24 protein-coding genes are annotated in these 21790 nt (G+C 63.9%); 13 read left to right on the top strand and 11 right to left on the bottom strand.

Going from position 1 to position 21790, the window contains the following annotated elements:
* The first annotated feature begins 86 nt into the window (after positions 1–86).
* Entirely contained in the window at positions 87–1103 is a 1017-nt protein-coding gene (locus Pan44_RS20895) for a zinc-binding metallopeptidase family protein (protein WP_145033391.1), read from the top strand.
* 94 nt (positions 1104–1197) lie between these two features.
* Complete coding sequence (locus Pan44_RS20890) at positions 1198–2025, top strand: purine-nucleoside phosphorylase (RefSeq protein ID WP_197453530.1); 828 nt, start codon at positions 1198–1200, stop codon at positions 2023–2025.
* Here the strand turns inward: Pan44_RS20890 and flgL are convergent.
* The 9 genes from flgL to flgF form a co-directional block, all read right to left on the bottom strand.
* The gene (flgL, locus tag Pan44_RS20885; protein WP_145033385.1) at positions 1994–3427 is read right to left on the bottom strand and encodes a flagellar hook-associated protein FlgL; all 1434 of its coding nucleotides are present in this window, start codon (positions 3425–3427) and stop codon (positions 1994–1996) included. The genes Pan44_RS20890 and flgL overlap by 32 nt on opposite strands.
* 65 nt (positions 3428–3492) lie before the next feature.
* Complete coding sequence (flgK, locus tag Pan44_RS20880) at positions 3493–5463, bottom strand: flagellar hook-associated protein FlgK (RefSeq protein ID WP_197453529.1); 1971 nt, start codon at positions 5461–5463, stop codon at positions 3493–3495.
* A complete protein-coding gene (locus Pan44_RS20875; protein WP_145033378.1) occupies positions 5460–5837 on the bottom strand; it encodes a hypothetical protein in 378 nt (125 codons plus the stop codon). Before Pan44_RS20875 ends, flgK begins: the two co-directional genes overlap by 4 nt.
* 38 nt (positions 5838–5875) lie before the next feature.
* Positions 5876–6169 (bottom strand): rod-binding protein, encoded by a 294-nt coding sequence (locus Pan44_RS20870; RefSeq protein WP_197453528.1) that lies wholly within the window; start codon positions 6167–6169, stop codon positions 5876–5878.
* 29 nt (positions 6170–6198) lie between these two features.
* Entirely contained in the window at positions 6199–7314 is a 1116-nt protein-coding gene (locus Pan44_RS20865; protein ID WP_197453527.1) for a flagellar basal body P-ring protein FlgI, read from the bottom strand.
* Between the two features lie 49 nt (positions 7315–7363).
* Positions 7364–7987: a flagellar basal body L-ring protein FlgH gene (locus Pan44_RS20860; RefSeq protein WP_145033369.1), complete on the bottom strand. Its 624-nt coding sequence runs from the start codon at positions 7985–7987 to the stop codon at positions 7364–7366.
* 37 nt (positions 7988–8024) lie between these two features.
* Positions 8025–9041, bottom strand: a complete 1017-nt coding sequence (flgA, locus tag Pan44_RS20855) for a flagellar basal body P-ring formation chaperone FlgA (RefSeq protein WP_145033366.1) — start codon at positions 9039–9041, stop codon at positions 8025–8027.
* On the bottom strand, positions 9038–9835 hold the full coding sequence (gene flgG, locus Pan44_RS20850) for a flagellar basal-body rod protein FlgG (protein ID WP_145033363.1): 798 nt from the start codon (positions 9833–9835) through the stop codon (positions 9038–9040). Before flgG ends, flgA begins: the two co-directional genes overlap by 4 nt.
* A gap of 31 nt (positions 9836–9866) precedes the next feature.
* Positions 9867–10586, bottom strand: coding sequence for a flagellar basal-body rod protein FlgF (gene flgF, locus Pan44_RS20845; RefSeq protein WP_145033360.1), 720 nt, complete (start codon positions 10584–10586; stop codon positions 9867–9869).
* 485 nt (positions 10587–11071) lie between these two features.
* Between flgF and Pan44_RS20840 the strand changes: the two genes are divergently transcribed.
* The 11 genes from Pan44_RS20840 (at position 11072) to Pan44_RS20790 (ending at position 19712) form a co-directional block, all read left to right on the top strand.
* The gene (locus tag Pan44_RS20840; RefSeq protein ID WP_145033357.1) at positions 11072–11587 is read left to right on the top strand and encodes a flagellar basal body-associated FliL family protein; all 516 of its coding nucleotides are present in this window, start codon (positions 11072–11074) and stop codon (positions 11585–11587) included.
* Entirely contained in the window at positions 11584–12450 is an 867-nt protein-coding gene (locus Pan44_RS20835) for a FliM/FliN family flagellar motor switch protein (RefSeq protein ID WP_145033354.1), read from the top strand. The genes Pan44_RS20840 and Pan44_RS20835 overlap by 4 nt, the downstream gene beginning before the upstream one ends.
* A gap of 6 nt (positions 12451–12456) precedes the next feature.
* Positions 12457–12849, top strand: coding sequence for a flagellar motor switch protein FliN (gene fliN / locus Pan44_RS20830; protein WP_145033351.1), 393 nt, complete (start codon positions 12457–12459; stop codon positions 12847–12849).
* 96 nt (positions 12850–12945) lie between these two features.
* Complete coding sequence (locus Pan44_RS20825) at positions 12946–13881, top strand: flagellar biosynthetic protein FliO (RefSeq protein WP_145033347.1); 936 nt, start codon at positions 12946–12948, stop codon at positions 13879–13881.
* Positions 13878–14555 carry a flagellar type III secretion system pore protein FliP gene (gene fliP / locus Pan44_RS20820; RefSeq protein WP_145033343.1) on the top strand — a complete coding sequence of 226 codons (678 nt, stop codon included), beginning with the start codon at positions 13878–13880 and terminating at the stop codon, positions 14553–14555. The genes Pan44_RS20825 and fliP overlap by 4 nt, the downstream gene beginning before the upstream one ends.
* A gap of 47 nt (positions 14556–14602) precedes the next feature.
* Positions 14603–16720, top strand: a complete 2118-nt coding sequence (locus Pan44_RS20815; RefSeq protein ID WP_197453526.1) for a flagellar biosynthesis protein FlhA — start codon at positions 14603–14605, stop codon at positions 16718–16720.
* A 102-nt stretch (positions 16721–16822) separates the two neighbouring features.
* Positions 16823–17041, top strand: coding sequence for a hypothetical protein (locus Pan44_RS20810; RefSeq protein ID WP_145033340.1), 219 nt, complete (start codon positions 16823–16825; stop codon positions 17039–17041).
* Positions 17042–17112: 71 nt separating this feature from the next.
* The gene (locus Pan44_RS20805; protein ID WP_145033337.1) at positions 17113–17826 is read left to right on the top strand and encodes a sigma-70 family RNA polymerase sigma factor; all 714 of its coding nucleotides are present in this window, start codon (positions 17113–17115) and stop codon (positions 17824–17826) included.
* Positions 17827–17875: 49 nt separating this feature from the next.
* Entirely contained in the window at positions 17876–18109 is a 234-nt protein-coding gene (locus Pan44_RS20800) for a hypothetical protein (protein WP_145033334.1), read from the top strand.
* Positions 18110–18195: 86 nt separating this feature from the next.
* Complete coding sequence (locus Pan44_RS20795) at positions 18196–18864, top strand: hypothetical protein (RefSeq protein ID WP_145033331.1); 669 nt, start codon at positions 18196–18198, stop codon at positions 18862–18864.
* Complete coding sequence (locus Pan44_RS20790; RefSeq protein ID WP_145033328.1) at positions 18861–19712, top strand: hypothetical protein; 852 nt, start codon at positions 18861–18863, stop codon at positions 19710–19712. Before Pan44_RS20795 ends, Pan44_RS20790 begins: the two co-directional genes overlap by 4 nt.
* Here Pan44_RS20790 and Pan44_RS20785 read toward each other — a convergent pair.
* Positions 19693–21363 (bottom strand): flagellar hook protein FlgE, encoded by a 1671-nt coding sequence (locus Pan44_RS20785; protein ID WP_145033325.1) that lies wholly within the window; start codon positions 21361–21363, stop codon positions 19693–19695. The two genes, Pan44_RS20790 and Pan44_RS20785, sit on opposite strands and share 20 nt — an antisense overlap.
* A gap of 67 nt (positions 21364–21430) precedes the next feature.
* A complete protein-coding gene (locus tag Pan44_RS20780) occupies positions 21431–21790 on the bottom strand; it encodes a flagellar hook capping FlgD N-terminal domain-containing protein (RefSeq protein WP_145033321.1) in 360 nt (119 codons plus the stop codon).

Below are 21790 nucleotides of genomic sequence, written 5' to 3'. Positions count from 1 at the left end.
CGGCTCGCGTAGAATCCACAGGTCGGGATTGCCCGGCGCCTTCGAAAACAACCGGCGGCCATGAATTGGATTTCGTACCGCGTCCGATGAAGACGTCTCACTGTCATTGCGGAAACCGGCTGTTTTTCGAGAACACGCTGTGCGTTCGGTGCGGCCTCGAAACCGGGCTGTGTCCCGAGTGCTACTTCGTGACGTCCCTGATTCCGCTGGGGGACGGCCTGTTTCGCTGCGGTCACGCAGACTGCGGGTCCCGCGTCCAGAAGTGCTACAACTTCAACGTTGAGAATGTCTGCAACGGATTGATTCCCGTGAACGGCGGGGACATGAACGAATGGGCCCTGTGCGCCGAATGCCGGCTGACACGGGTCATTCCGAACCTCTCTGTTCCGGGGAACCGTGAGAAGTGGCGGCTGATCGAAGTTGCCAAGCGACGCGTGCTGTATACCGTCCACGCGCTCGGCCTGCCGATCGGGCGCCCGGGCAACACCATCCACCCGAAACTGATCTTCGAGTTCAAGGCCGATGAAGATGTACCGGTCTATACCGGGCATGCCGGGGGTGTGATCACGATCAACCTCAACGAAGCGGACGACGTGGAGCGGGAGCGCAACCGCGTTGCGTTTGGCGAGCCGCATCGCACGCTGGTCGGCCACTTCCGGCATGAACTGGGACATTACTACTGGGACATGCTGGTTCGCGGCCGCTGCGAACCAGCGTTTCGCGACCTGTTCGCGGACGAGCGAAGCCCTTCTTACGAAGACGCGAAGGTCCGGTACTACATGTACGGACCGCCACCGGACTGGCAGGGGCGCTTCATCTCCGCATACGCGACGATGCACCCCTGGGAGGACTTTGCCGAAACCTTCGGAGCGTACCTCGATATGGTGGCCATCCTCGATACCGCCAGCAGCCTGCCGGGCGAGCAGTTGCGGAACATCGACTGCGCAAAGATGCTCGCCTCGTACCAGCAGGTCGGGATTCTCGTGAATGAACTCAACCGCGAGATGGGGATTCAGGACCTGGTCCCGGAGGTTTTCACCGGCAACGTGATCGACAAACTCACCTTCGTGCATCGGCTGATTGCGAAAAGCTCGCTCATCTAGACAATGGCCTGAATCTCGGGTGGCCGGCGCTGATGAGGGCGCAGCGGAGTGGCCGGGGACCTCACGTCAAGATCCGACCACCTTGCCCACAGCCGTGTCTCAAGTCGCTGAAGCCGCCGCCGCACTCCGCCAACTCGGTGCGCCGACGATCGAGATCGGACTGATTCTCGGCACGGGGCTGTGCGAAGTCGCCGACTCGCTCGAAGAGCGGCTGATCATTCCCTATGGCGACATCCCGCATTTCCAGACACCGACTGCCATCGGACACCATGGACGGATCACCATCGGCCGCCTGAACGGAATCGTGGTCGCCGCGCTCCAGGGACGGTGCCACTTGTATGAGGGGATTGCGCCGGCGCGACTCGCCTTCCCGGTCCGCGTGCTCGCGGCAATCGGCATGCAGACGCTTGTCGTGACCAACGCAGCGGGCGGACTTCGCCCGGGGCTGGAAGTGGGCGATCTCCTGATCCTGTCGGATCATCTCAACATGATGTTCGCCAACCCGCTGATCGGGCCGCACGATGCCAGTTGCGGCCCGATGTTTCCGGACATGTCGGCCCCCTACGACCGGGAGCTGGCCGAGAAGGCGATCACAGCCAGTCGCATTCACCAGATTCCCGCAACCCGGGGGGTCTACGCCGCGGTAAGCGGCCCGACCTACGAGACCCGGGCCGAGATGCGCATGTATCGCCAGCTCGGAGCCGATGCGATTGGCATGTCGACGGTCCCCGAGGTCCTCGCGGCAGCCCGGCTGGGAATCAAGGTCCTGGGGATTTCGACGATTACCAATCTCTGCAACCCGGACATGGTGGACCAGACGTCCGGAGAAGCTGTCGCCCATGCGGCGGCCGGCGCGGCGCCGCGGGTGGCGAGACTGCTGAGAGAATGCCTCACGCCATGTAATCGAGCAGCGACGTGTTGAACACCTTCGCCGTCACGGCGTAGCTGTATTCGAGCAGGTTGTTCGCTTCCTGAAGCGCAACCGCCGCCGCGGGAATGTCAGTCTTGGCGACTTCCGAAAGCCGCTCCTTGGCGTCAAGCGTCAGTTCTCCCAGCCGGTTGCCGATGTCGTTGATCGTCTTCAGCGTCTGCGCCTGGGATCCCACGACTTCCAGAATGTGGGACTGGTGGCGGGTAACTTCGTCGACACGGCGCGTCAGGGCATCCTGCCATTCCGAAGCAGGGAGGTCGCGGAGGTTGAGGATTTCATCGCGGAGGTCGGCCAGTGCCTGGAAGACATTGCTGACGCCCGCATACTCGACCTGATCGACGCCGGCCCGCGAGATGCCCGTCGAGTCGATGAACGTCGTTCGTCCATCCGCAGTCGTCAGCGCCTGCGCGGTCGAGAAATCGATCGGAACTTCTGTCGACCCGCCATCCATGGAGAGAGTCCCCTCCCCTCCCAGGTCGACCGTGCCGTTGAATCCAGCCGTGATGGCGGTCGTGTTCAGATGGACAATCTCACCGTTGGGGCCGGTCACGGCCAGGTCGGTCTGTGAGCTGTCGAACGCGACAGGAGGGGCGCCGTTCAGCGAGACCGTTCCATAGGCGCCGGTGCCGCTGGTATCGACGATGGTGAGCGTGTGAGAACCGGAAGGGCCGATGATGTTGTCGCCGGTGGCCGATGAGGTTCCTGCCGAAACGCCCGATCCGAGAGCAAACGTCGTCGCCGTGTGTCGGACGATGAGCTGCGTATTCTGCGTCGAGGTGTCGGTTCCCGCGCCCGGCCTGGCGCCGGTCGTTCCTGAAATGTCAGTGGGCTGACGGTTGGACGAGCCAAACACCTTCTGCCCCGAATAGACGACTTCGAGGCTTCCCTTCCCGAAGAAGCTGACCCGCAGGCTGGACAGGCTTCCGTTGTAGCTGAAATCGGTCCCCGACTCGTCGTAAGGCGCACTGTTGGCCGTGTCGCCGCTGAACAGATACTGGCCGTCGAACTGGGCGTTTCCGGTCGATCGCACCTGGGTGAGAATCGTGTCGATCTCGCTGGCGTAGTTGCGAAGTTCGCTCTCATCGAGCGCCGACCGGGCCTGCGACGCGATGTCGCGTGCGCGGACCAGCAGATCGCTGGCGGAGAGAAGCTCGGTGTTCGCCTGGTTGAGGCGGTCGGCCGCCTGGTTGAGGGATCGCTGCTGAGTCTCGAACTGGCCGACGAGGGCCGTACGGGACAGGATCGTCTTCGTCCCGAGCGGATCATCCGAGGGTCTCGAGATCCGCTGCCCACTGGCGATCTGCTGCTGCAGCTTTGCGATGTTGGCGGAATGAATCGTCGACTGCTTCAGCAGTTCGGCGACGGTGATCTGAGGGGTGACGCGAATTGCCATAACAAGCCTTGCCGTACTGACGGTTCATCGCCTGCGGAACCCGGAATACCAACTTTGAAGATGCTCTAGCGGAAGATTCCGAACAGGGAGTCCAACGCCGAGTTCACCGTCGTGATGTACTTGGAGGCCGCCTGAAACATCCGCTGGAACTCCAGCAGTTTCACCAGTTCTTCATTCGGATCGACGCCGGAGACCGCCTGTTGCTGCGCCGTCAGGTCCGACTTGATCGCGCCGAGCTGGTCCATCTCCCGGGTCACGGTCTGCACGAAGCTGCCGGCATCCGCCGTCATCTGGGCCAGTGATTCCAGGAACGTCAGCGACCCGCGATCGGCGATCAGCGCATTGGCCAGGGCGGCAAATGCGGTCGCGTTGCTGTTGTCGCCCGACCTGGTGCTTTGCCCGGCTGCGAGCAGCGCGGGATTGTCCATCAGGTCCTGCCGGACGGAGAAGTTGGCCGCGGAGGTGCCCGTGAAGAGCGAGTTCAGCCCGAGAGTCGAAAGGATCCCGGTTTCGTCGGAGTCCGCGGTGACGCGCAGCGTGGCCGTATCCGTGCCGGCGACGGTCCCGGAACCGAAACTGACGGTCACTCCCTTCGACGTGGTCAGCGCATCGCCCGCGGAGTAGCCGAGGCCGACATTCCAGTCGCCGACGAGGTTTCCGCTGGAATCGACGACCTGCGCGCGCAGTCCCGGAGTGACGCCGATCGTCCCGGGGCCCGACGTCTTGATCGTCCAGTTCGCGTTCGCGGAGCCGGTGTAGGCGCCGTCGATCTTGATGCCCGAGCTGCCCGTCCAGGCAGTCGTGTCCGGTTGAGTCGGAGGCTGGTTGGTGAAGTCGAAGCCGTATCCGTCGTTTGAAATGATCGTCAGACGCCCGGTCTGGGCGGAGACCGTCGCGCGCAGATTCGGAATCGCATTCAGCTTTGCAGCGACGTCGTTCAAACTGTCGATCGCCGGCTCGATGTTCACCGCGTACGCGGTCCTGCCGCCCGTCGCCTGATCGGTCACCGTGACGGTCAGTACGCCATTGGTCACTGGAAAGTCGAGGGCCGACTTAGCCAGCGGAATCGTGGCGTCCGAGACGCCCCGTTCACCGTTGAGGCTGGTGAACGGTCCCCCCAGGCCGAGCCCCTGGGCGTGAAGCTGGTCGGCCGTGCGGACGAGGTCGTAGGCGAACGTCTCCAGCCGCTTCTGCATCCCGCCGACGATGACGTTCTTCGATTCCAGCAACCCCTGCAGCTTGCCGGAGCCGGCCGGCAGCGGCGATGTCCAGCCGTCGATCGTCAGCTGGTACTTGCCGTTCGTCTGAACGACATCGAGCTTCGGCGCGTTCGTGGTGATCAGCATGGCGCCGTTGGCGGCCGAGAAGACGTGCGGCTGCCCCGTGGTCTCATGCGAGGAGACGTCGATGTATTCGGCCAGCTGGGAAACGAGCAGGTCGCGCTTGTCGCGCAGGTCGTTCGCTTCCTTTCCCGAGGCTTCAGACACCGCGATGTCCTTGTTCAGAATCGCGATGTTGGAGGTGATCTGGTTGATCGTCTTGACAGTGTCCCTGATCTGGGTGTCGAGGTCGAGCGAGAGCTCCGCCATCCGGGAATGCAGGGCGTTCACTTCGGAGGTGAGAGACGCGGCGGTCGCCAGCAGGTCGTAACGAACGGTCGTCTCACCGGGCTGGGACGAGAGGTCCTGCCAGGAGTTGAAGAAGTCTTCGACGCGGCTGGTCAGGCTGCCGTCCGTCACCTGAAACAGCGTGTCGAGCTGGTGGGCGACGTCGTTGCGGACTTCGGCCGAGCCGTTGGCGGAGTTGTTCCTGAGGAGCGACCGCTCGACCCACACGGAGCGCATCCGCTGGACGTTGTTGACTTCAACGCCCGCGCCGATGCGGATATTGGCAACTTCGGCTCCAACGGTCTCGCTGAGGTGCGCGACCTGCCGGTGGTAGCCGGGCGTGGCAGCGTTGGCGAGGTTTCCGGAGATGGCGGTCATGCCGGCCTGCGACGCGCGCAGGGCGGAGACCGGAATGTCGAACAGGTTCACGGCGCCGACCTCACATTCATCCACGCCCCCGCGGAGGCCAGCCGTCCTCGTTCGGGTGAATAAGTTCCCGAAGTCGGCGTGGGGAGGAACCGGGCCAGCGTGGCGTTCATTTCATGCGCCGCGCGACGCAGGTTCAGTTCGAAAGCGCCCAGCATTGCCCGCTGCGATTCGACTCCACGCAGCGCGTTCGCAGTCGGCCGCTGGGCGGCGATCTCCGCGACGCGCTTCTGCACATCAGCCGCGACCAGTGCGCAGACGCGCTCAACCGCCGCCGCCGACTTCACCGATCCCTGCGAAATCTGGAGCATCAACAGCCCCGTCTCCACCAGGATGGCGTTCAGCGCTTCGATGTTGGCGGCGGGTGACGTCGACATGGCCGGTTCCTCCGGAGACTGGAAAGTGCGTGGCCCGCTCACGCTGAGACGGAGAGCCGGCCGGGTTGCAGCTGCTCGACGAGTCCGAGTCCGCCCGCCGACACGATGTGCTCTCCCATCGACTGGTCGAACATCCCTCCCCAGACATCCGCCCCATCTCCGCCGAACATCTCGCTCGCCATCGTCTCGCGCATCGTCTTGAGGAGCATCGATACGAAGAGCCCTTCGACCTGTTTGGCCGCGTCTTCGATCTTCCCCGACGATGCGTTCCCGACGTCCAGACCCAGCAGGCCGGACTCGGCGGATGACGGAAGTGAAGTGATGGCATTCATGGCGGACATCCTTGTCCCTGCGAAAATGCTTATTTGAACTCGAGTTCGGCGTGCAGCGCCCCGGAGTCGCGGAGCTGCTGGAAGATGACCCCGAGATCGCGCGGGGCGACTCCCAGGGCGTTGAGCGCTTCGGCCAGGTGGCTGACGGTCGTTGTTTCTTCGATCTCATGGATCGGACGGTCTTCCTCCACCGCGTTGACCTCCGTCCGCGGGACCACCACGGTCTCGCCGTCGGAGAACGGCTGCGGCTGCGAAACCTCCGGAGATTCCTTGGTGAAGATCGCCAGGTTCGCGTGCGTGATCAGCACGTGCGACAGGCGCACGTTCTCACCAATGACGATCGTCCCGGTGCGTTCGTTGATGACGACCTTCGCGCGGACATCGGGCCGGACTTTCAATGATTCGATCTGCGCGAGGAACGACATGATGTCGTCCGGCTGCTTACCTGCGACATTCAGTTCGATGGTCGCCGGATCGATGGCCCGGGAAGTCTGCGGCGAAAAGCGATTGATCACATCGACCATCCGCGTCGCCGTTTCGAAGTCGGGCTCGCGCAGCAGGATCCGCACGCGGCCGTTCTTCGTCAGCGTGGTGCAGACTTCGCGTTCCACAATCGCTCCGCTGATAATGCGGCCAGCGGTGGGATGGTTCTTCTGAACCGTAGCGGCCTGTCCCCCGGCGACAAACGAGTCGACCGAAACATTGCCGTCGGCGACGGCATAGACCTCGCCGTCCACACCCATGAGAGGCGTCGGAATGAGGAAGCCGCCGGTGAGGCTGGCGGCGTCGTCGAAGGTCGACACGTTCACGTCGATCTTCTGCCCCGTGCGTGTAAACGCAGGCAGGCGGGCACTGACGACGACGACTGAGATGTTGTTCGTCTTCTCCCGCGTATCGGTGCGGATCTGGGCCCGGATGTCAGGCGGAATTCGGATCCCGTACTGCTGCACGAAGTTCATCGCCAGCCGCCGCGTGATCGGACTCTTGCCGCCCGTATTGTTCAATCCCACGACGAGGCCGAACCCGGTCAGTGCGTTGTCCTGGACTCCTTCGAAATCGGAGAGGTCCTTGACGCGGATGTCGGCCGCGGACGCGCTCGATGCGGCGCAGGCGATCAGCAGCAGCACGGCGATGAGGCGGGACATGGGAGACTTCAGACGGGGAACAGGATGGACAATGAGATGCTGCAGCTCGTCAGAACGGCCAGATGCGGTTGAACGTCCGCCCCAGCCAGCCCTGCCTGGTAAACGCCTGGTGCTCGCCCAGGCCGACATACTGGACGTTCAGGTTCGCGATGAAGTCGGAGCCGATCGTGCCGTTGGGCGCGATGTCAAGCTGGCGGATCACCCCGGAAAACAGCAAGTGGCGGTCGTTTCCATCCACCTTGATCTTTCTGTCGCCCGAGACCCGCAGGTTCCCGTTTGGCAGCACCTCGCGCACGGTGACCGTGACGCGATCGGTGAAGCGGTTGTCGATCGTCGATTCGGCCTCGCCGTCGAACGAGCGCTTGGCATCATTCGAGAGGTCGAGCGACGCGGTCGCCCCCTGCTCGCCGAGCCCGCCGCTGCTCTCGCTGTCGAAATCGAAGCTCTCCGACACCTTGGCCTGCTTGGCGAGCTTCTTCTCTTCGCTGTTGTCGACGATCGTGTTCTGGTTGATCAGGATCGTGACGTGGTCGCCCACATCGTAGATCGGCTGGTCATAGAACATGAATGCCCGCTGCCGCGACCGCTTCTGCCACAGCGAGTCGGCATCGGACGGCGCCGGCGTCGCGACAATCGCCCCCGCGATTGCGACCGGAATCACATATCGTTTCATCGGTTCCCCCTCCCCTGGCTTTCACGCATCGTCACGTTCAATCGAGAGGAATCTCGACTTCCTGGTTCGAGACGACCCTTCCCGTGATGATCTGCCCCGATTGAAGATTGCGAAGCCGGATGACGTCCCCCACGTTTCCCGCCTCGAGCGCTTCAGCCATCTGCAGAGTCACCGACAGCTTCCCCTTCCGGGCCGTCACCTTCACGCCATTCCGGGCCTGGATCGCCGGAGCGGTTTTCTGAACGGCGAGATCCTTTGCCGTGACCATGTCACCCTGGCTTAGCCCGCGCCGCGCGACGTAACCGACCACCTGTTCCGCCCGGACCTGTTCCACGCGATTCGCCATCAGCCGGCGGTCTTCGACGATGTCCTGCAGACGGATGGGCGCTCCGCGCTCGATCCGGTGCGTCGCGAGAACGACCGTCTGGCGCAGGCGGGCTTCGAAGGTGACCGAATCGATCCGCTCAATCCGATTCTGGCCGACCCAGCGAATTCTCGCCTGAACCCGGCCGGGTTCGACGCGCGTTGGCAGCTCCAGCTCGGGAATCGCCCCCGGAACCGGCTTGAGCTGCTCAGACGGCGTCGACAGAAACTGCACTTCCACGTCGTCGGGCGAAGCCATCCACGCTTTGGCGAGCGCCTGGACCGCCTGCGTCATGAGGTCGTCGCCCGCTCGCCCCCTGGTCGCCGCGACCTGCACGACATCGCCGCCGGCCGCGAAAGAGACCTGGCATTCGTCCGCGCCGACCAGGGTGACCGTCTTGTGGTCGATCCCTTCCAGCAGCACGCGGGCCTGCACATGCCGCGAGGAAACGATCTCGCTTGCGCCGGAGCTTTGCCGGTCGAGCAGGTCGAGGCCCTTGAGTCGTCGCTCCAATGCGGCCGAAGAGGCGGTGATGTCCGCGATGTCTCCCAGCATCATGACGTCGCGATCGACTTTCGCCGAACTGCGCAGGTGGACAATCGCGGTCTGCGCGCGGACCTGCTGTCCCGCGAAGGCCAGCAGAATCACGGCCAACACCGTCATGCGGGCCACATGGGCGGCGCCGATCATCGGATCATCTCCGTGGTCGTCGACAGCATCTCGTCACCGGCGCGGATGGCTCGTGAATTGATTTCGTAGGCGCGCTGGGCCGAGATCAGCCCGATCAGTTCCGTCACGACTTCCACATTCGAGCCTTCCAGCGCGTGCTGGCGGAGCGTGCCCATGCCGTCGACACCCGGGACGCCCTGCGTCTCCGGACCGGACGCGGCGGATTCCGCGTACAGGTTGCTCCCTTCGCTGCTGAGCCCCGAGGGATTCACGAACCGCACGATCTGCATCTGGCCGAGGTTGAGAGTGGCATTGGTGGCGCCTCCCTGGACGGCCGTGACCGTGCCGTCGGTTCCGATGTTGATCTTGTCGATGGTCACACCCGGAGGAACCCGGACGCCGCCAGCGAGGATGTAACCGTCGGCCGTGACAAGCTGGCCCGCGCTGTCCATGCGGAACGAGCCGTCACGGGTGTACCGGGCCTCGCCGCTGGGCAGATCGACGCGGAAGAAGCCTTCCCCTTCGATCGCCACGTCGAGCGCATTTCCGGTCTGCTGGAGCGTGCCGTTCAGGAACAGCTTGTTCGTCGAAACGGGACGAACGCCAGTGCCGACCTGCATTCCAGTCGGCGTCTGCACGCCAGCAGCGATCTCCGTTCCCGCAGGCTTCTGCGTGGAGTAGATGAGATCGGCAAAGTTGACCTGGCTCCGTTTGAAGGCGGTCGTGTTGACGTTGGCCAGGTTGTTGGCCGTCACGTCGATCAACATTTCCTGCGCCTTCATGCCCGTGGCGCTGGTATATAACGCGCGAATCATCTTCGGGGCCCTCCCTGGCCTGGTTCCAAAATCAGTTCAGGTCGATGCGTTTCTGGGCGGCACGATCCATCGAGGTCGCCGCCTTCTGCGACATTTCGTAGTGACGCTGCGCGGCGATCAGGTTGACCAGTTCGCTGACGGGGCTGACGTTCGACATTTCCCGGACGCCCTGCACCACACGCGCGGTCGACTGCTGGGCAACGAGTTCGGGAGGCGCGGCATACAGCGTCGCACCGACCGACTGCAGCGCTTGTGGGTCGTCAAACCGGCGGATGTCGAGCTGCCCGAGCTCCTCTTTTCCGATGCGGACCGTTCCATCGGCCGCAACCACGAGTTCCGAAATGGGACTGTTGGGGGGAATCGTCAGTGTTCCCGACGCCGTTTTGACCGGCAGACCGTCGGGAGTGGTCACCTGCCCCTGTCCGTCCACCTCGAAGGTTCCGGATCGCGTGTACAGCGGTCCATCCGGTCCATTGACCACGAAGAACCCGTCGCCATTGATCGCGAGATCCAGCGGCGCGCCGGTGCGGTTGAGTGGTCCGGCGGTGAAATCGGTGGCGGGTGCTTTCACGCTCGTCCCGGCGAGATGCTCCTCCGGCGTGTCGCCGTGCGGATTCTGCATCGCCTCGAACGTCGTGAGCATCTTGCGAAATCCGGGAACCGAGGCATGCGCCAGGTTCCGGGACGTCACTTCATGGGCATTGGCGGCCGCCTCCATGCCGGTGGCGGCGGCATACAGTCCGCGAAGCATTGCAACCCCCTCCCCGTTGGAGTCGAGCCTTCAGGCTGCTGCGCGGCGAAACGAGCTCGCGTTCGACCTGAGGCGTAACCCCGAGCCTCTTGTTCAGTGACGGCCTCATCGCCCCACGGAACGCGTCGTCGCCGACGCCCCCGGAGTCGTCCGTCCTCGAACACATCGGCAGAATCGACCTGCCGGGACCAATCGTTCGAACCGGAACGACCCGCAAAGATGGAAAACCTTGACATCCCCGCGCGGGCAGCTTCATGCGACTGGGGTGCCGCGCCGGGGCGGGGCCGTTCGGGTGGTGCCGGCGAGCCCAGCCGACCTCGCTGGCAAGATGGGAGGCTGGCGAAACCTGCAGAAGCATCGCGCGCAAAGGATTTGCTCCATCACCTTGCGCAACCGGCAAACTCTTACAGTGGCGGGCCGTCTCCGGTCGATTTTTCCGATGCGCCTTATCCCCCCCGACTCGCTTTCATTAAGAGAGACGGACCGTGTCCGCAAAACCGACGAACCCTGGTCATGACGAGCAAGCCCCCCCGAAGAAGGGGCCGGGGCTTGTCGTATGGGCGATTGTCTCGCTCGTCTCCGGAGCCGCCGGCTTCTTCGTCCCCATGCTGCTCACCAGCAAGTCGCATGCGGAGAAGGCGGAGGAGCACAAGACGGAGGCTCCCGTCGCCAAGCAGGCGGAGAAGCTGGTCGTCATCCCGTTCGACGACATCCGCGTGAATCTGAACGAGGTTCAGCCGCACTACCTCGCGATCAAGATGGCGTTCCAGGTCGACGCGACGCAGGAAAAGATCGTCACCGACCTGATCGCTGAGAAGAAGGTGCCGCTGAAAAGCTGGCTGCTGATCCACCTTGGCGACAAGGACATGGACGACGTTCGCGGCGGCGCCGGCAAGAACATGCTGAAGCGAGAGATCCTCGAGCGGTTCAACTCGATGCTGTTCACCGATGGATACGACCGCATCTACGACGTCCTCTTTGAGGACTTCATGATCCAATGACCACGCAGGCCGCAGTCCAGCCCTTCGACCCTCGCCACGCGCGCGGCATTTCGGCCGATGCGCGTCGCGTCGCGGATCGCTGGTTGAAAGACGCCGCCGTTCGGATGAACGAGACGTTCTCCGAGTTCGGCGTGACGGCGAAAGTCAGCTACCAGACCGTCTTCACCCAGGACGCCCGCACCGCACTGTCGAACCTGCCCGATCCTGATGTCTCCGCGCTCCTGCACATCGGCAAGGCCAGGATTCCCGCGGCGATGTCATTTCGCACCGGACTGCTGCTTTCTCTCGTCCAGGGGCTCCTCGGGGTCCAGAGCACCGAGTGGCCGGCGGACCGGTCTCTCACATCGATCGAGCTTTCGCTCGCGAAGATGCTGTTCGAGCGGTTCGCCGTCGGCCTGTCCGATGCCTGGCCGTCGCGAGAGGCCATGGTGACCGCGTTTGTCCGCCCTGTCCTGCGCACGTCCCGGGCCCGACTGTTCGACCCCGCGATTCTCCTCGCTGCGGCCCAGTTTCAGGTTACGACAGCCGCGGGTGAGGATTCGATCCTCCTGATCGCGACCCATGAACAGCTCGAGCATCTCTGCGGCGAGGCACTGCCGGCTCCGGCCCCCAAGGCAACTCCCAGCGCCCGGATGGCCGACCTGGCTCCGCTGGTCCCGATGCCCTTCAGCGTCGAACTGGGACGTGTCCAGCTGTCGGTCAACGAGGCCGAGTCGCTGAAACTGGGGGACGTGCTCGTCCTCGACCAGACAACCAACGACCTGCTCACGGCCCGCGTGGCAGGCCGACCGAAATTCCAGGGACGGCCGGGCCGGGTCGGCGGGCGCGTCTGTTTTGCCATTGATGAAGTGATGGAGGACTGAATTCCCATGGCGGCGGGTCAAGAGAGCACAGAACGACTGGCGATGCCCGGCGAAGCGGGAGCCGGCGCGGATGCGCTCGTAGAGATTCAACCGGCAGAATTCCCGGCAATGTCGTCGCGGGGATCCGGTGGCGCCACACGTCCCCTCTCGCGGTTCTACGACGTCAAGGTAACGGTCACGGTCGAACTGGGCCGAACAAGCATCCCCTTGAGTGAAATGCTCAAACTGAACGAAGGCGCGGTCGTAGAGCTGAATCGCGCTGTCGGTGAACCAGTCGACCTCGTGGCCGACGGAGTGCTCCTCGCGCGGGGAGAAATCGTCGTCGTCAACGACTGCTACGGAATTCGAATCACGGAAGTGAACGCGGCCGGCCCCTCGGGCGACGCGACCAAGAACTGAGACTTGCGGGGGAATCCCACCTCCGGGCCCTCATTCAACCAACGAACCCTCCGTGACGGCAGGACGCCGCCGCGGTTTCAAGAGCGACGGATCGCCATGAAGATTCCCACAACGCATCTTCCAGTACGCGTGCTGTGGGTCGCGGCGTCGGTCGCCACCCTCCACATCGCCGGCGTCCTGAGCGCGGACGACGACATTGGACTGCCACAGGTCGCTCCGTCCGACATCTTCCAGTCGCCCTCCCGGCCCACTCCTCAACCGGAGGCCGCGGTCGAGCCGGCCGGGCAGGCCAATCCGTTCACGGCGCTTCCTCCCGGCTGGGAACCCCTGGAGGACCGTCGCCCCGCCAACAAGCCCTGGCAGTCGTCCCCGGAGACCCGGCGTTCGCTGCGCGACGTCGTCCCGGAAGAGCGTCTCGTGCCGGTTCAGGCCGTTGAGCTTCCAGCGATTCCCGCCCCGGTCGTCGACACCGCTGCCGCGAGCCTCGTCTCGCCGATGCGGGCGGCCCAGGCACACCCGGTCCTGAGCCCTCCTGAGCCGACTGACGAGGAACTTCCGGTCACGTTCGTTCCACGTCCCGTCTCCGAGGAAGAGCCGAGCACGGCTCCGGCGGAAGCAACGGCCACGTCCGCCTCCGCGGAAGACCTCGAAGGCATGCTGCACGGCATGGTGTGGATCACCGCGACGATCGGTCTCGGCGCCGTCGTTTCGCTCTGGATGCTGAAACTCTGGCTGACCCGCGGCGGACGCGGCGTTCTCCCCTCGAAATCCCTCAAGCTTGTCGACACGCTCCGCATCGGACCGCGTTGCGGCGTCTACCTGGTCCAGGCCGAAGCGCACCGGGTGCTCGTTGGCGTTGAGCATGGCAAGACCATGTGTCTGATGCCGCTGCCCGCGGATTTCAGCGAGTCGCTCGAAGCGGCCGACAGCGCACAGGGCGAAGAGACAGCTCCCGCGGGCGGCTTTGAACGCGTCGCCGACCTCTTCAGCGCCCTGCGCCACGAAGAACGGTCGAAAGGGGCGGCGTCATGAATCCGCTCGGACTGAGCCAGCAGCTCACCGAAGCCGGCGGAACTGGCGGACTTTCGGCCCCGATGCAGATTGCGCTGTTCCTCGGCGGAATGGCGTTCCTGACGTCGGCGCTGGTAACTCTGACCGCGTTCACCCGGATCGTCATCGTCCTCTCGTTCATCCGCAGGGCCCTGTCGACACAGGAAATCCCGCCGACGCCGGTTCTGCTCGGGCTGTCGCTGTTCCTGACGCTGTTCGTCATGGGGCCGACGTTTGAGCAAGTCGAGAAGCATGCCATCGGCCCTTACATGAACAAGGAGCTCTCCGCGGAGAAGGCATGCGTGGAAGCCTGGACGCAACTCCGGAAATTCATGATCCGGCAGACGCGCGCCAGTGACCTCAAGCTGTTCATGGAGATGGCCCGTCTCGATCCCGTCGAAGGACCGGACGACATCCCCGCCCGCGTGATGATTCCGGCGTTCGTGACGAGCGAGCTCAAAACCGCCTTCATCATGGGCTTCTGCATCTACGTTCCCTTCCTGCTGATCGACCTCGTGGTCAGCGTCATCCTTATGTCGCTCGGCATGATGATGATGCCCCCGGTGATTATCTCGACGCCCCTCAAGCTGCTGCTCTTCGTTCTCGTCGATGGCTGGCCGCTGCTGCTGAAGTCGCTCAGTTCGAGTTTTCAGTAGTCGCGAACACCCGTTCCTGATTCCCATCGATTTTCCTGATTCGCCGCGTGTCTACCCCGACCTCACCCACCGCCAGCCGCTTCCTGCAGAGTGAACTCCTGCTGGCCGGGGGGATGCTGTGCATCCTGGTCGTCATGCTCGTGCCGCTTCCGACGGCCCTGCTCGACATGCTGCTGGCTTTCAACCTGGGGCTGACGCTGCTGCTGCTGCTCATCACGATGAGCGCGAAGCAGCCGCTCGACCTGTCGGTCTTCCCGTCGCTTCTGCTGCTGCTGACGCTGTACCGCCTGTCGCTCAACGTCGCCACGACACGGCTCGTCCTGCTCGATGGCGACGCCGGAAAGATCGTCGAGACCTTCGGCGGCATGGTCGTCGGCGGAAATCTCGTCGTCGGACTGGTGATCTTCCTGATCCTGATCGTGATCCAGTTCATCGTGATCACGAAAGGCTCAGAGCGAGTTTCGGAAGTCTCCGCGCGATTCACACTCGATGCGTTGCCCGGCAAGCAGATGGCGATCGACGCCGAGATGAACGCCGGCGCCATCAACGAAGCGGAAGCCCGAAAGCGACGCGAGCTTCTCGGCCGTGAGATGGAGTTCTACGGCTCCATGGACGGGGCCAGCAAGTTCGTCCGCGGCGACGCTATCGCCGGCCTGATTATCACGGCGATCAATCTCTTCGGCGGGGCGATCCTCGGCGTCAGCCGCGGGATGTCGGTCGGGGAATCGATCCACACCTACTCGGTCCTCTCGATCGGCGACGGTCTCATCTCGCAGATCCCCGCCCTGATCGTGGCCACGACCGCCGGTATCCTCGTCACCAAGAACAGCTCCGAGGCCAACCTCGGGCAGGAAATCGGCAAGCAGCTGTTTTCCAACGACCGTCCGCTGTGGATGGCCGCGGGCATGTTCCTGCTGCTCGGCATGGTCCCGGGCCTTCCCAAGATTCCATTCGTCCTGTTGACCGTCGGCGTGATCTGGCACATTCGTCGCCTGCGCCGTCCCGCCCCGGTGAAGCCGGCGGCGAGCGCCGAGCCCGCCCTGCCACCGACGCCCGAGTTCGACGAGAAGCGTCAGCTCGAAGAGTTCCTCGTTCAGGATCGTGCAGTCGTCGAAGTGGGGGCGCGCCTGATTCCGCTGGTGAATCCCAAACGGGCCCGCGGAATTGCCGACCGCATTACATCCCTCCGCCGCGACTTCGCGAAATCGAACGGCATCTGGATTCCGCCGATCCGCATCCGCGACAACCTCGAGCTTGGCCCCGAGGAATATCGCGTGGTGATCGCCGGACGGGAGGCCGCCCGCAAAACGCTACGGGTCGACCTCATGCTGGCGATCGCGCCCGAAGCGGCCACCGTCGCAATCCCTGGTGAGGAAACGACCGACCCGGCATTCGGGATGCCGGCCAAGTGGATCGAACCAGCCATCCAGCGCCAGGCGGAGTTCTCCGGTTACACCGTCGTCGACCCTGCGAGCGTGCTCATTACGCACCTCGGCGAAATCCTGAAACGCCACGGCTCCGAGTTGCTCAGCCGTGAAGACGTCCGCAAGATGCTCGACAAGGTGAAAGAGCAGGCCCCGACCATCGTCGAGGAGCTGAAACCCGACGTTGTTCGAATGGGAACGCTGCACCAGGTTCTGGTCCAGCTCGCGGCGGAGCGAGTTCCGCTCTCGGACCTGGTGCTCATTCTGGAGTCGATCGCCAACCACGGAACCACGACCAAGGCCCCGGACGATCTGCTCGACAAGGTCCGCGAGGACATCGGCCGCATCATCTGCGGGCGCTTCTGCGACGACACGGCGCGACTGCAGGTCATCGTTCTGGAACCCAGACTCGAAGCGAGGCTTCGCGAATCGCTGCACGAGGGCCAGCTCGCTCTGGACGGCAAGCGACTCGAGAAGCTGCTCGAGGAGATTGGCGAGCATTGGCGGTCCGCGGCGCGTCAGAGAATCGAAGTGGCCCTCATCATGGATCGCCGGCTCCGCAGGCCGCTTCGCAAGCTGCTCACCCGTGCCCTGCCTGACCTGGGCACACTGAGTTACACGGAAGTTCCCGCCGACATCATGCTCAACCCGGTCGGGATGGCGCGATTTGCGGCCGTCTTCGACGAGCCAGCCGTCGACGAATCCCGCGCGGGCCAGCGAACGGCCGCCGCAGCCGCATAGGACACCAGGAGAGACTCAAGTAACACCATCCAGAAAGCTGTCGCCGGATCGACGGCCTTGCCCTAGACACGGAGTAACCGACCACGACGTCGCGTCGGCCAGATGACCACGTCCACAGCACAACCCGGACAGCCGTGGGCACGCGCAAGCGGCCTTCTGGGAGGATGCGCAACGACGATTGCCGGAGTCGCCCAGTCCGTCGACCCCGACGTGATTGTGTACCGGGCCACCGTCGCGGCCGTCACGGTCGCCGTCATCGTTCGACTGTTCTGCATCCTGTGTCAATCGGCCACCCCCATCGAAGACGAGGACGACGAATAAACCGCCCCCTTCCACGACGCGCTGTGTAACCCCCGACCTCGAACCACCGATCTCTCAGTTATTTCCCCGGCATGGAAGCCATCGCTCGAGCCTACCGCCACGTCGCCAGTCGCAACAGCCGCGACCAGTTGATCGTTGATCACCTGGAGTTCGTGCGGCACGTGCTCGGCCGAATCGTGTCCGGGCTTCCCAAGGGGATCGACTGTGAAAACCTCGAGGCCGCGGGAGTGCTGGGCCTTGTGGAAGCAGCAGGCCAGTTCGACGCCGCTCGCGGAGTGGCGTTCAAGACCTATTCATTCCCGCGCATTCGCGGAGCGATCCTGGATGAACTGCGCCGCAACTGTCCGCTTCCCCAGCAGATGCTGCAGCGCTGGTCGGTGATCCGCCGCGCCGCGGGCGGGACGACGTCGCTTCCTGATTCCGAAATCCTCGCCCAGCGCACCGGCCTGTCGATCGACGAGATCGATGAGTGCATGGAAGCGATTCGCCTCACACGGCCCGAGAGCTGGCGCGAGGAAATGTCGTCCGGCGGCGTCTATCACCGGGTCGACCCGGCTGAAGGCATCGAGAAGGCGGACCAGTCGCGCCTTCTGGCAGATGCCATTGAGCAGCTCCCCCGCACGGACAGGCTGGTGGTCTCGATGTACCACCTGGACGACATGCGGCTGAAGGAGATTGGAGAAGTGTTGAATCTCTCCGAATCGCGGGTGAGCCGGATTCTCTCCCGAGCGGAGCAGCGGTTGCGGGATTCGATGCGTCGTCGTGAAGTCAGGCGCCTCGCCTAGAGGCGTTTCGGGCCGGCGCGATCAGCGCCAAAGTCAGTTGAGAAACTCCATGCAATCACTCGTCAAACCTGCCGCCTCACGAATCCTGTCGGCCGCTGCGGTGCGGATCAGCAATGACCGTGCGTCGGTCGCGAACACGGTCGACCGCGCCTGCGCGGCGTCTCCGCGGATCGAAACCCGCCAGCGGAACGGCGCGATCAGCGAGATCGTCATCACCTGCGGATGCGGCCAGCAGACCGTCATCGAGTGCGATTACAACGACGCAAACCGCCCCAAGACATGAACACCTGACTTCGTGAACGATCGCCGGGCAACCGGCGAAAGGTGGCGACCATGACCACTTCCCGACCCTCCTCCCGCCGATCACCAATGACGCCCCGCCCGCGGGCGGGCGGGCGCCGTCTGCTTGGAGCGTCGCTCGCGAGCGTGATGGCCTTTTCCGGTTGCGGACTGACCAGCCGCATGACCGCGCCGAACAAACTCCAGGAGGTCGCCTCGGCCAACCCGCTGCCTCCTGCCTTCTCGCAGCCTCCAGTCGAGCCCATTCCCGCGCCGGTCGCGATCGCACATGCCCCGCCGGCAACTCTCCCGCCGCCACCGCTGCAGGTCCCCGTGCCGGAGTCGCCGCCGGCAAACGACGAAGTCACTCAATTGAAGGCGGAACTCGCCGCTCTGAAGACGCAGCAGGAACAGTCGCAGAAGGCGCTCGAATCGCTGACGAACAGCTCGCTGGCCGCCGCTAACCGCTCGGCGGCGATCGAAGCCCATCTCGCGTTGCAGTCATCGCTGATTGATGACCTGCGGACTGCGACGCAGCAGCAACAGCGGGAACAATGGAAAGCGCTGGACGCGGTATCGGAAGGGATTGACCGCATGCTCAGGACGTCGGGCCAGGAACCGGTCCGGCAGGCCGACCCGCCGCCTCCCGCCTCACCTCCCCATCAAACACCAGCTCCCCACGACACGCCGGGCGACATACCGCTGCAGGAAATCCTCTCGCGGCAACCGGGTGAAACAACAGAGAGGAAGCTGCGATGAATCGATTTCGCCGCCGAGTCATGGCGGCCGGGCTTGTGGCGGCCTTGCCAGGCTGCGGTCCGGCCGTGCCTCTCGCTCCGCCGCGTCCGGCAAGTCCCGTCGCCCTGCAGGTTGCGCCGGGGCTCGGGTGTTCGTTGCAGTCCGCCGGAGCGGTGTACCTGGTCGTCAATGCGATCGATGCGAAGAACCGCGGGATCCTTCACAACCTCTCGGAAATCATCGCCGGCGAGTTGAGGGCAGCGACGCCCGCCGAGGTGACCCTGCTGGTCGATGCGGGGCTCGACTGTCCGCCCGCCGTCGAATGGAACGATCTCTGCCAGGCCTGCCACGTGCCGATTGAAGGCGCGCCTCCTTCCGCAGTGGTCGTCTTCTGTGACATCCTGGAATACGATCCCTACTCGCCACTCCGCGTCGGCCTTTCCATGCGCGTGCGCCGAGCGAGCGATGGCGTGGAGCTCGTCGCCCTGCAGGGGACCTGGGTTGGAAACCCTCCGATCACGCCTCAACGATCGCCGTTTCACTGGCTGTGGAAGAAAGGGCCTCCGCGGCCGAACGTGGACTACGCCTGGACGGCGCAGTTCGAAGCACAAAGCGCCAGCGAACTGGTCCGTCAGGCCGCGTTCCAGTGCGTCGCCTCCATTCAATCGGCCGGAGGCCGGCCGCCGCACGCCTATCTTCCTGCGGTGGAGCCTCAACGTCCCGCGGCCGAGCCACATCATTTCGAAGGGCTCGTCCCGCCGGCGCCTCCCGCGCTGCCTGAGATCACGCCCCCTCCGGAGCCAGGACTGACTCCGGAGGAAATCGCACCGCCGTCGGCGGCGCCTCCGATTACCGAATCAGACCTGTGAGTTCCTGAAGAACCTCATCTGTCACCGTGATCGTTCGGGCGTTGGCAGAGAAGCCGCGCTGGGCCGTGATCAGCTGCGTGAACTCGAGAGCGATATCGACGTTCGAACGCTCGAGGTAATTCGACTTCACGGTTCCGCGGTCGCCCGACAGGGCCGTGCCGATCTCGGCGTCACCCGACGCCAGCGAGGTGTCGTAGTAGTTGCTCCCCGAGCGAGTCAGACCGCTCGGATTGCGGAAAGTCGCAATCGCCAGCTGGGCAAGAGGAATGCTGCGGCCGTTGGTCGCAACGCCTTCGATCAGGCCATTGGAGCTCATGCGGACTTCCGTCAGCGTTCCCGATGCATAGCCGTCCTGGAACGCCGAGGTCGTCGACGCGGCCGACAGCTGCGTCATGCCGTCGTATGAGTTCTGCGAACCGAAGCTGAGTGTGATGACCTGGGGCTGGGCAAGGTCGCGCCAGGTGAACGACAGGTTCAAGTCGGCCAGGCCAACGCCGCCCGCCTCGAGGAACGAGCCGTCGTCGTTGAAGCGAATGTTGTCAATCTGTCCGTCGAGGATTGTGCCGTCTCCCGACGGAATCGTCGCCGACAGGTTCCAGCTGCCGTCGGCCTGTTTCTGCAGCGTCGTCGTGACCGAGTGAGCTTTGCCGCGGATGTCATAAACCTCAAATCCGCCCAGCACTTTCGTCCCTTCCCGGCCGTTCTCGGCGACGACGAATGGATGCGTGTCGAACCGCACCGCTCCGGTGTTGCCCGTCACGTCACGAATCTGAACGCTGAACAGCGCTTCGCCAGTCGTGTTCGACGTCAGCTGGATGTTGCCATCCACGTCGATCGTGGCGGTTCCATCCGGGAATGCGGCAGTGATGGCATTCAGCATGTCTCCGACCGTGGTGGTCGGACCGACATTGAAGGTCGTGTTGACTGGCGTGCCGTCCTTATTCGTGCCGGTGAACTGCAGCGAGTCGCCGGCTGCGTAAGGGGTGACCATGGATTCCAGGGAGTTGAGCAGCGTCGCGTTCGTCGCCGGCAAACCGCCTGAAAGCCAGGGGGCATTGGTCGAGAGCACTTCCGCTGCCGGTCCCACCGAATCGGATGACAGGTTGCCCACCAGGTTCACCAGGGACGTCGTCTTGCCGGGAATGCTGGCGCCAAAGGGAACGTGAATGTTCATGTCCCCTGCGATCTGGAACGATGGATCCAGGCCGTTCGGCTCGCCCGCGTCTCCGAACCGCTGCACGCGATAGCCCGTCGACGGGTCGATCAGGAGACCATCGGCATCGACCGAGAACGAACCGGCACGGGTGTACTTCGGGGCGCCGCCGCCGCTCACCACGAAGAACCCGTCTCCGTCGATGGCGAAGTCGAGGTTCTGCCCGGTCGGCTCGAGGTTGCCCTGCGTGAAGTTTGCGGTGATCTGCCCCACCTGGCTTCCGCTACCGACCTGCGACGGGTTGATGCCGCCGATCAGTCCGTTCGAACCTGACGATGCGGCCGATACCGTCTGGTACAGCAGGTCAGAAAACAGCACCCGCTGCGCTTTGTAGGCCGTGCTGTTCAGGTTGGCGAGGTTGTTACCGATGACCTCCAGCATCTTCTGGTGCGAGTTCAGACCCGACACACCCGTCAACAATGCGTTTCCCACAGCCATCTCCCTGAATCGAATCCAGTATTTCAGTGTCGGCCCGCCGACCAGCGGCCGTTCCCGGCTTCTTGAATCAACCGTTGAGAATCGACGTCACGTTGTCGATCGGGATGTCCTTGCCATCGATCTTCAACTGCAGGTCCCCCTCCTTGACCGAAATCGAGTCGACGACGCCCTGCTGGCGAACGCCGTCCTCGTCCAGCCACTCCACATTCTTCCCCACGAGGCTCGCTCCTTCCGAAAGCTGTTGCAGCTTCATGAAGGACGAGAAGTTCGCGTTGAGTTTTTCGATCCCTTCCAGCGTCGAGAACTGCGCGAGCTGGGCGATCGAGTCTTCCTGGCTCACCGGATCCATCGGATCCTGGTTCTTGAGCTGAGCAATCAGCAGTTGCATGAACTGCGCCTGTCCCAGCTCTGAAGTAATGGCTGCCAT

Origin of the sequence: Caulifigura coniformis, from assembly GCF_007745175.1 — a bacterium.
Taxonomy (GTDB): Bacteria; Planctomycetota; Planctomycetia; order Planctomycetales; family Planctomycetaceae; genus Caulifigura; species Caulifigura coniformis.
This window is presented reverse-complemented; position numbering and strand designations above follow the sequence as displayed.